Genomic DNA, 10745 nt, shown 5'->3' with positions numbered 1-10745 from the left:
AAAAAAGAAAACTATACGATAGATGGTAAGTTTTTTAAAAGTGTAAATTTAATAGTTGATAAAGAAGTGCAAATATATGAAGATTATCATGAAAAAAGTTTTGAAGAAAAAGCTTCAAAATTACCAACTAGACTTAGTAAAGATAAATTAATAAATTATGATATTTATGGTTATTTTGTGGATTGTAGTTACGCAAAATCATATGTACAGCTTAAACTTCCAGAGCATCCTGATTTTGATAGAATTTCTAATTCTTTTGCTAGGTTATTTGTTGATAATTATTATCTTGATTTAGGTAATTATTCTAGCAGTGGTAGTTGTTCTAATGATGTTTATAAAAATTATTTAAATAAATTAAAAGGAGAATTAAAATGAAAACAAGTTATAATGAATTGTTAAAATATGCAGTTTTATCGGATATAGTTTATGATGATTAAAAAATGATAATAATAAAATATATTCAAATTTATTAAAATCCTAATTCAAATTCCATTAATTTTTTAAAGAATTTGAACTAGGAATAAAGATTTAAAATAAAGCTTCTTCCATTTCGCTAGGCTTATTTAAATTTAGTATTTTTAGCACGCTAGCTGCAATATTTGCTAATGAGCCATCTTTTAAATTACTATCTTTATGATAATTATAAAGCCAGCAGCCAACATCATAAGTTGTATGATTGGTTAAAATATTGCCATTTAAATCTTTCATATCTTCGCAGTTTCCGTGATCTGAAGTTAGTAGCATAGCATAATTATTTTCTTTACAAGCTTTAATGATTTTGCCTAAGCATTCATCAACGCACTCAACCGCTTTAATACAAGCTTCATAATTTCCTGTATGACCTACCATATCGCCATTTGCAAAATTAACTACGATAAAATCAAAACCATCATTCATAGCCTTAATTACTTCATCACACACTAAATAAGCACTCATTTGCGGTAATTCATCATAGCTCTTTACTTTTGGGCTTGGGATTAATACACGCTTTTCATTAAGAAATTCTTTCTCTACCCCGCCATTAAAGAAAAAGCTAACATGGGCATATTTTTCTGTTTCTGCTGTGTGAAATTGCCTTAAATTATTTTTGCTTAAGACTTCAGCTAAGGTATTTTTAATATCAATTTTTGGAAAAATCACGCCTAAGTCAAGTTTTTCATCATATTCACACATACATAAAACTTGATTTTTACTTAAACGATTTTTCAGCTCACTTGCAATTTGCCTTGCTCTATCGCTTCTATAATTAATGATAATAACTCCATCATCTTTACCAATACCATCAAAACCAAGATTAAGTGGCTTAAAAAACTCATCATAAATTTTATTCTCATAATTATCGTTTATGTATTGTTCTAAATCACTTTTATTTGCTTTACTAAAAAGCATATTTATATATTCATTTGTTCTATCTAAGTTATTATCCCTATCCATAGCATAAAATCTACCTGAAATACTGCTTGGAGTTATAAAACTTGGATTATTTTTTATAAAATCTTTAAAAGAATTTGGTTTAACATCTCTTCCATCACTTATTAAGTGCATAAAAATATTATTATTAACGCTTGCAATTTTAGCAATTTCGTTAAAGTGAATATAACTTGAATGCACTCCACCATCGCTATATAAACCTATTATATGAATATTTTTATATTTTTTCAAAAAGTCTTTTAAAATACTAATATTTTCTAAGCTTTTATCCTTAATAGCGTTATCAATTCTAACTAGGTTTTGATAAATAACCCTACCACTTCCAATACTCATATGTCCTACTTCACTATTTCCCATTTGACCATCTGGAAGACCTACTGCATTGCCACTTGTTTTAAGTCTTGAAAATTTTGCATTTTGGTTTAAAAAATCATAATTTGGTTTTTTTGCGTGATAAAAAGAATTGTATTCTAATCTATCGTTTAATCCGATACCATCGGTAATTACTAATATACATTTTTGCATTTTTACTCCTTTAAGTATAATTTAAGAGTTGATAGTAAGTGGTTAAACTCTATTAAGCTTAACTAGCTAATATTACTCAAAAATTTTTATTATTATAGGATTAAAAGATGAAGAATTATTACGACATATTAGGCGTTAAAAAAGACGCAAGTACTGACACAATAAAAAAAGCATATAGAAGTTTAGCTAGAAAATATCATCCTGATGTGAATAAAGACAAGGGTGCTGAAGAAAAATTTAAAGAAATTACTGAAGCTTACGAAGTGTTAAGCGATGAAGATAAAAGAAGAGCTTATGATAATCCTTCTTTTGGTGGATTTGATGGCTTTAATTTTAATTCAAGCGGTTTTAGTGGTGGATTTGAGGATATATTTTCTCATTTTGGTTTTGGAGCAGGGCAAAGTAGGTCTTATAATAAACCAGCTCAAGTTGAGTTAAAAATAAGCTTTTTAGAATCTGTTTTAGGAACTACTAGAAGTATTAATGTAAGGGGAGTTAGTTTTGATGTAGAGATTAAATCAGGCGTATTAAATAATCAAGAAATAACTATGCAAAAAGACAATCTAACATTAAAAGCAACTATTAAAATAGAGCATTCAAAAGAGTATGAGCGTGATGGAGATGACTTGACAAAAGAACTTGAAATTCCTTTAAAAATAGCTTTATTTGGCGGTAAAGTTGAGTTTGATACTCCAAAAGAGCAAGGCTTAAAAGTAACTTTAAAAGAAAATGTAAAAAATGGTGGATTAATCCGTGTTAAAGGTAGGGGAATTTATAATTCATATTCTAAAAATCAAGGGGATTTATTCTTAAGAGCTAAGGTGGTTTTACCTGATATTAATACGCTTGATGATAAGTTAGTTAAAGCTTTAAAAGATTATTTATAAAAAGGAGGAAATATGCACTATGATGAACCGGTATTTTTAATTTCTGTAGTATCAAAGCAATTAAATATTCATCCACAAACTCTAAGACAATATGAAAGAGAAGGCTTGATTGAGCCTAATAGAACCTGTGGAAAGGTTAGAATGTATTCGCAAAGAGATGTAGATAGAATTAAATTAATCTTAAGATTTACAAGGGATTTGGGGGTAAATTTAGCTGGAGTTAGCATTATTTTAGAGCTTAAAAGTCAAATAGCAGATTATGAAGAAATGCTAAGTGGTTTAAAAGAAAAGCCTAAGAAAAACGCCTTAATTAAACAAAATCAAAAATACGATGTGATATTTTATGATGATAAAGGTAGTAGCTAATGCAAGAATTTTTAGAAATATTTTTAATTACAAGTGCTATTGCGATTATTTTAAATGTAGTGCTTAAAAAATTTAGCATACCAACAATTATTGGTTATATTGCAACTGGCTTTATTATTGAAGAAGTATTTTTTGTAACCACTTCAGAACAATTAAGCCACATTGCAGAATTTGGAATAGTATTTTTAATGTTTACCATAGGACTTGAGTTCTCTATCAAACACCTTTTAACTATGAAAACCGATGTATTTATAAATGGTGCTTTACAGATGGGAATATGTGGAATTGTGTTTGCAGTAATTTTACACCACGCATTTAATATAGCTGATGATATTGCTTTAATTATTGGCTTTACAATTTCACTTTCATCAACTGCAATAGTTCTAAAAATACTAAATGAAAATCAAGACATAAATCAGCGATATGGAAGAAAAGCTTTAGGAATATTATTATTTCAAGATATTGCAGTAATTCCACTATTATTGATGATTGATATTTTCAATCAAGATGGAGTTGCAATTAGCACTTTAGTTGTTAAGACTTTAATATCAGCTTTTATTGTGCTTTTATTATTATTTTTGATTGGAAAATATATTTATAGCAGGGTGCTTTATTTTGTATTAAAAACAAATTCTCAAGAAATATTTATAGCAACGATACTTTTCACTGTCGTTGGTGCTTCGTTTTTAGCTTCATTTTTTGGGTTTTCATATTCACTTGGTGCATTTATTGCAGGAATGATGATAGCAGAAACTGAATTTAAACACCAAATAGAAGCTGACTTAATCCCGTTTAGAGATTTGTTATTAGGATTTTTCTTCATAACCGTTGGGCTTCAAATTAATATAAATATTATCATTCAGTATTGGTATATAATAATTGCACTTACAATTGGTATTATGCTAATTAAGACTTTATGTATATTTTTATTATTAAGTCTTAAAAGCACTAAAAGTGATTCGTTAAAAACTGCATTAAGCGTTAGTCAAATTGGAGAATTTGCTTTAGCGATATTTACTTTATTGGTTGCAAATAAAATGCTAGATACAAATACAGCTCAAATGCTTACTTTATCAGTAATTTTAAGTATGGTTTTATCTCCTTTTATTTTAAAAAATATAAAATCTCTTGCAAGTATTACTAATGATGAGATAATTACCGTAGCTCCTAAGATTGAATCAATGAGCGGACATTTTGTAATATTTGGATATGGCTCACTTGGTCAAGAAGTTGTGCTAAGATTAAAAACTCAAGGCATTCCTTATATCGTGCTAGAAAATGATATGAGTTTAGTTGAGCTTGGACAAAGTAGGGGAGAAAATGTTTTTTATGCTAGTGCAGAGCAAAATACAAGTTTTGATAATGCTAGTATTAAAACAAGTGCAGCAGTAATCGTTACTATTTCAAACGAACAAGTCTTAGAAGTAGTTAGTAAAAAAATACTTGATTATGACCCAAATGCTAATGTAATCATTAGAATAAATAAAGATGAATATAAAATATTTGAAGATTTAGGCGACAATATCAAAATGGTAAAAGAAGAAAAAGTGGTTGCAAGAACACTTTTACAAGAAGCATTAGTTTGCAGAATAAAACAACAATCTTAAAGGAAAAATATGAAAATAGCTACTAGAAAATCATTACTTGCTTTATGGCAAAGCGAATTTGTAAAGGCGAAATTACAAGAAATTGAGCCTAGTTTAAATATAGAATTATTAGAGCTTAGCACTAAAGGAGATGTTATTTTAGATACTCCTTTAGCAAAAATTGGTGGGAAGAATTTATTTATTAAAGAATTAGAAAACGCAATGCACGATGGGCTTGCACAAATTAGCGTTCATTCTTTAAAAGATGTTGGGGCAAGTTTGGCGTATGATTTTAAACTTGCTAGTATTTGCAAAAGAGAAACTCCTAATGATGTTGTGGTTTTTCGTGGAAATGAAAAATCATTAAATGAACTAAAACAAGGTGCAAAAATCGGCACAACAAGTCTTCGCCGTCAAATGCAATTAAGATTAATTAGAGATGATTTTTCTATTCATTCATTAAGGGGAAATCTACAAACTAGACTTAAAAAATTAAAAGATGGCGAATTTGATGCGATAGTTTTAGCTTATGCAGGACTTAAGAGATTAAATCTTTTAGATGAGTTAAATTATGAGATTTTAGATACAAAAATTATGATACCTTCAGCAGGTCAAGGTGCTGTTGCGATTGAGAGTATTAATGATGAAAAGGTGTTAAATCTTGTATCTAAATTAAATTGCCCTAAAACAGCATTATTATGCAAAATTGAGCGTGATTTTACTGCTACTTTAAATGGTGGTTGTGGTGCTCCAATAGGAATTAATGCAGCTTTTATTGATGATGAGATTATTTGCGTAAATGCGATTATTGGCTTAATTGATGCTAGTAAAATTATAAAAATGCAAAGAAAGATTAATCAAGCAAATGCAAGTGATTTTGGGGTAGTTTTAGCAAAAGAATTTATAAAACACGGAGCTTTAGAAATTCTAGCTGAAAATGAAGAATTATTAAAAGAAATGCTATGAAAAATTATATAGAAAAATTAAAAAAAGAAAATCTTTTAAAGATTATAAATACACCTTTAGATGTTGAGTTAGAAATCGCTCATTTAGCTTATTTAGAAGCTAAAAAGAGTGATTCAAAGGTTTTATTGTTTACAAATCCAAAAAAAGGCAATATAAATTATGATATGCCAATTATTATGAATGTTTTTGCAAATAGCAAAGCACTTAATTTGGTTTTAGGTAAAAATCCTGATGAGATTGCAGATGAGATTGAGAGCTTATTAAAGCTACATATTCCACCTACATTTGGTGCTAAATTAAACCTTGCAAATAAATTATTTTCTTTAAAAAATATAGCTCCAAAAAGAGAAATAAACAAAAACGCACCTTGTAAGCAAAAAACATATTCTCTAAATCAAATTCCAATCCTTAAAACTTGGGAAAAAGATGCAGGTGCATTTATTACGATGGGTCAGGTTTATACCAAAAGTCTTGATGGTAAGCAAAATAATTTAGGAATGTATCGTTTGCAAGTATTAGATGAAGGGCATTTAATAATGCACTTTCAACTTCATAAAGATGCTAATAATTTCTTTTACGAATATAAAGCCGCAAATAAAAAAATGCCAATAGCTATTGCAATAGGCGATGACCCACTTCATATATTTTGTGCTCAAGCACCATTGCCTAAAGGTATATTTGAATTAATGCTTTATGGATTTATTAAAAAACAAGGAGCAAAATTAGTTAAATGTGATACTAATGATTTGTATGTTCCAAGTAATAGTGATTTTGTAATAGAAGGCGAAATTGATGTAAATCATTTTGCTATTGAAGGTCCATTTGGCGATCATACGGGATTTTATACTCCGCAAGGTAATTTTCCTGTTATGAAAATTACAAAAATTACAGGCAAAAATGAGCCAATTTATAATGCAACCGTAGTTGGTAAACCACCTTTAGAGGATAAGTGGATGGGGTATGGAACAGAGAGAATATTTTTACCATTACTTAAGACAACTTGCCCTGATTTGATTGATTATTGTATGCCTGAAAATGGTGTTTTTCATAATCTAATCTTAGCTAAAGTAAAAAGCAATTATGATGGCTTAGCATTAGCTAATATGCACGCATTTTGGGGAGTAGGGCAGATGAGTTTTGTAAAAAATGCTATTTTTGTAGATGAGAATGCACCTAGTCTGAATGATTATCCTAAAATTACAGAATATATTTTAAATAATTTCTCTCCTAAAAAATTATTATTAAGCTATGGATTATGTGATGAACTAGATCATTCTAGCACTAAATTAGGTATGGGCGGTAAGTTAGGGCTTGACGCTACTTCAAAATCTACTTATAAAGCTCATACTTTTAAAGTAGAAAAACAAGAAATGGATAAAACAAGTTTTAAACCAAATCTTAAAAATTTATTAGATGATTTAAAAGAATTTGGTTTATATGAATACAACATTTTCTATCCTGAAGCAAAAACACAAATTACTTGTATAAGTTTAGATAGAAAGCATAATTTAGACACTATTTATAATGCTTGCAAAAATAACTTAGGTGGGATTGTTGTTTTATTTGATAAAGGAGTTAATTTAAATAATCCTTATATGTTAATTTGGAGAGCGTTTAATAATTACGACCCTAGCACTGATATTAAAATAGATGATAATGGGATTTTGGTTGCAGCGTATTCAAAAGGCGAAATAGATGGCTATTTAAGCGAATGGCCTAGCACAACTGATTGCAATAAAGATGTAATAAATAAATTAATAGATTTAAAATTATTAGAAAATGATGAAAAATTTTTCAAAAGCTATGAAGTTTTTTAAACTTTAGCCGATTTAGAAAAAAGCTTATTAAAAGGAGATAGTAATGGAGATTTTTAAAGCAGCGAGTTCTCAATATGATACTCAACTAAAAGCAAGTGCAGAAACAACTAAAATGCGCCCAGTTGAACAAACTCATATTGAAACAAATTCAGGTAAGCAAAAAAATGAAGAAATAAACAAGGAAATAACAAAAGAAAAGCTTGATGAATCTATTAAAAAATTAAATGAAAATATGGAAGAGTTACAAACTGATGTAAGATTTGGTTATAACGATAAAATCAATCAAATGTATGTAGATGTAATAGCTACAAAATCAGGTCAAATTATTCGTAAAATTCCAAATGAAGAAGTAATTAAGCTTAGTGAAAGTATGAAAGAAGCAATAGGAATTATTTTTGATAAAAAGAGTTAATTGCTTTAAAGAATTTAAAAGGAGTTAAATATGGGAACAGGTTTAGGATTAATAGCAGGAGCTAATAAATTTCAATTTAAAGAAAAATATGACGCTTTAAAAGCAAACGAGCAAAAATCTTTATTAGCAATACCTAATAAAAAACTATCTGATACACAAGCAAAGCAAAAGGATTTAACAGATTTAACAACACTTTTAGGCAGTTTTAAAGGTGATATATCTTCTTTAGTAGAAGGAGAAGCATTTTCTAAAAGTAAAGTAGATGCTACAGGTGAGAGTGCTAGTATGACTACTACTAAGGGTGTTAAAGTAAGTGATTTTGATATTAATGTTAAGCAACTTGCTACAAAAGATGCTTATCAGACTAATTCTTTTTCTAGCGAAACTTATGGCATATTTAACGATGTTGGTATTATTAAAAGTGATGGTCAAAAAGAAATGCTAAAAGAAGCAGAGTTTAAAATCACTGTAAATAAACAAACATTTACTATTAAGGTAAATTCAGGGGATTCTTTACAAACTTTAAATGACAAAATTCTATCAGCTACAAATGAAAACAATAAAAAATTAAGCGATTTTGTAAGCACTAAGGTTTTAGATACAGGTCATGATAATTATAGGCTTATGATTACAAGTAAAGAAGCAGGAGTTGATAATGAAATAGTATTTGGAAGTGCTTTTAAACTTGACGACCCTAATGCAGCAGAGTTTTCAAAAGCAGTTCTTAAAAAGCTTGGTTTATTAGACGCTGCAAATGCTAGTGCTGCTAAAACAGAGCTTAAAAAAGCTAACGAGCAATTAGACGCATCTAAAGTTATTTTAGGTGGTAGTGGATACTTAGAAAATATTCAAAAACAAGTTTCTGAATTAAGTAATGAAAAAAAATTAACATATAAAGCTTTTGTAAATGACCCAAATGGTACCGATACAATTGTTGAGAAGGATATTGAATTTACTATTAATAAAGATACAGATTTATCTAAGTTAAGTGATGATGAGAGAAAAGCAGTTTTTGCTGAATTTAAAGATAAAAATGATATGACTCAACAAACAAAAAACTGGGTTGAATATATTAAAAATACCGGAGAAGAATTAAATATTTCATACAAAGATAACTCTAATCAAATGAAAGCAGTTAGTATAAATAAAGCTACTGATTTTGATAAATTAACAGAAGAACAAAAGAAAGGAATTCAAGAATTTTTTGAAACTTCTAGGGAAAATTATTTTATAAATGAATTAGATGTAAAAGCTGCTCAAACTAAATATGATGGAATTGATGCAAAATCAAACCATGTTCAAACAGCGCAAGATGCTAAGTTTATTTATGAAGGTATTGAGATTAGCAGAAGCACAAATACTATTGATGATTTAATAATTGGGGCAAAAATTTCTCTTAAAAAAGAAGGTATTACCAACTTTAAAGTAAGTGATGATTTAGATTCTTTAACAGAGCATTTAACTACTTTTACAACGAATTATAATTCTATAGTTAATTCTCTTGCTACCTCAACAGGTTTTGATAAAGAGAAAAAAACAGCAGGAAGTTTGCAAGGAATTAGCGAAGTAAGTAAGCTAAAAACAATGTTATCATCAATGATTACTAAGACTGATTCAAATGGAATTAGTTTATCTGGTATGGGGTTTGAGCTTAATGAAAAAGGAATTTTAACTTTTAAAAAATCAAAATTTGAAGAAGCTTATAAGAAAAATAGCGAAGGAATTAAAAATTTCTTACAAGGTAGCGTAAAATACCAAGAATTAAGCACTACAAGTAAGACAATTAGTCAAAAAGTAGCTTTAGCTGAAGGGGATTTAAAGATAAATGGTAAGGAAATTACCTTTAAAAAAGAATTCCTAGATAAGTTAAATGAACAAGATAGCAAAGTAACTCAAGAAGAGTATATAAATAAATTAATTGAAGCTATTAATGATGCGAAAATAGATGGTGTAACGGCTAAATTAGGTAAAGAAAATAATATTATTATTACAAGTGATGGAAAAAATGCACTTGAAATAGGTGGTTCTAGCGAGAAGTTATTACAACTTGGTTTAGAAGAAAAAACAATAAGAACTATTAAAACAGAGCAAACAGGAGTGTTTAGAACATTTAAAGATACTTTAGATAGTATGGTAGGCACTGATGGAACTCTTACTAAATATAATAAAAATTTAGAAGATGATGTTAAGAAGCTAAATGAAGAAATCAAAAAAACCAATGAAGAAATTGAGAAAAGATATGAGATTTTAGCTACTAGACTAAGTATGTATGATGTTATTTTAAATAAGCTTGATAATCAAAGCCAAACGATTACAGCTTTAACAAATGCAGCATTTGCTAATAAATAAGGAATATAAATGGTAAGTAATGCTTATGCGAGTTATTCTCATAACAATATTTCAATTGAAAGTAATGAGAAAATGATTGAGCTTTTATACGAGGGCATACTTAGATTTTGCTCTCGTGCCAAAAAAGCCATAGAAAAAAACGATATAGAAGCCAAATGTAAAAATATTAAAAAAGCCACAGCAATTTTTGTTGAGCTATTAAACTATTTAGACTTTAGTCAAGGCGATGTTAGTTATTATTTACAAGGGCTTTATTCTCATCAAATTAGCACACTTAGTAAGGTAATAATTGATAGTGATACTGCTAAATTAGATGAAGTTATGAAAGTTGCTAATGGTTTGCTTGAAGCTTGGCGTGAAGTAAATCAAATGGAACTTTAAAATCAATAAGTTTTGAAAAGAATTT

10 protein-coding genes are annotated in these 10745 nt (G+C 28.5%); 9 read left to right on the top strand and 1 reads right to left on the bottom strand.

Annotated elements, in window-relative coordinates; translation table 11 throughout:
- The coding region (locus AVBRAN12642_RS09190; protein ID WP_336608266.1) for a hypothetical protein at positions 1–375 on the top strand (375 nt) is incomplete at its 5' end.
- A gap of 153 nt (positions 376–528) precedes the next feature.
- Here AVBRAN12642_RS09190 and gpmI read toward each other — a convergent pair.
- Complete coding sequence (gpmI, locus tag AVBRAN12642_RS09185; protein WP_214119979.1) at positions 529–1956, bottom strand: 2,3-bisphosphoglycerate-independent phosphoglycerate mutase; 1428 nt, start codon at positions 1954–1956, stop codon at positions 529–531.
- A gap of 107 nt (positions 1957–2063) precedes the next feature.
- On the opposite strand from gpmI, the gene AVBRAN12642_RS09180 reads away from it, so the two are divergent.
- From AVBRAN12642_RS09180 to fliS, 8 genes are read left to right on the top strand one after another with little or no spacing between them, the layout of a single operon-like run.
- Positions 2064–2843, top strand: coding sequence for a DnaJ domain-containing protein (locus tag AVBRAN12642_RS09180; protein ID WP_214119978.1), 780 nt, complete (start codon positions 2064–2066; stop codon positions 2841–2843).
- Positions 2844–2855: 12 nt separating this feature from the next.
- Positions 2856–3209 carry a heat shock protein transcriptional repressor HspR gene (locus AVBRAN12642_RS09175; protein ID WP_214116754.1) on the top strand — a complete coding sequence of 118 codons (354 nt, stop codon included), beginning with the start codon at positions 2856–2858 and terminating at the stop codon, positions 3207–3209.
- Entirely contained in the window at positions 3209–4816 is a 1608-nt protein-coding gene (locus AVBRAN12642_RS09170; protein WP_214116756.1) for a cation:proton antiporter domain-containing protein, read from the top strand. Before AVBRAN12642_RS09175 ends, AVBRAN12642_RS09170 begins: the two co-directional genes overlap by 1 nt.
- A gap of 9 nt (positions 4817–4825) precedes the next feature.
- Complete coding sequence (gene hemC, locus AVBRAN12642_RS09165) at positions 4826–5761, top strand: hydroxymethylbilane synthase (protein WP_214116758.1); 936 nt, start codon at positions 4826–4828, stop codon at positions 5759–5761.
- On the top strand, positions 5758–7578 hold the full coding sequence (locus tag AVBRAN12642_RS09160) for a menaquinone biosynthesis decarboxylase (RefSeq protein ID WP_214116761.1): 1821 nt from the start codon (positions 5758–5760) through the stop codon (positions 7576–7578). Before hemC ends, AVBRAN12642_RS09160 begins: the two co-directional genes overlap by 4 nt.
- 43 nt (positions 7579–7621) lie before the next feature.
- A complete protein-coding gene (locus AVBRAN12642_RS09155) occupies positions 7622–7990 on the top strand; it encodes a flagellar protein FlaG (RefSeq protein ID WP_214116763.1) in 369 nt (122 codons plus the stop codon).
- Positions 7991–8020: 30 nt separating this feature from the next.
- Positions 8021–10339: a flagellar filament capping protein FliD gene (gene fliD, locus AVBRAN12642_RS09150; RefSeq protein ID WP_336608265.1), complete on the top strand. Its 2319-nt coding sequence runs from the start codon at positions 8021–8023 to the stop codon at positions 10337–10339.
- Between the two features lie 9 nt (positions 10340–10348).
- Positions 10349–10720 (top strand): flagellar export chaperone FliS, encoded by a 372-nt coding sequence (gene fliS, locus AVBRAN12642_RS09145; protein ID WP_214116767.1) that lies wholly within the window; start codon positions 10349–10351, stop codon positions 10718–10720.
- The last annotated feature ends 25 nt before the right edge of the window (positions 10721–10745 follow it).

Origin of the sequence: Campylobacter sp. RM12642 (genome assembly GCF_020137635.1) — a bacterium.
Classification (GTDB): domain Bacteria; phylum Campylobacterota; class Campylobacteria; order Campylobacterales; family Campylobacteraceae; genus Campylobacter_E.
This window is presented reverse-complemented; position numbering and strand designations above follow the sequence as displayed.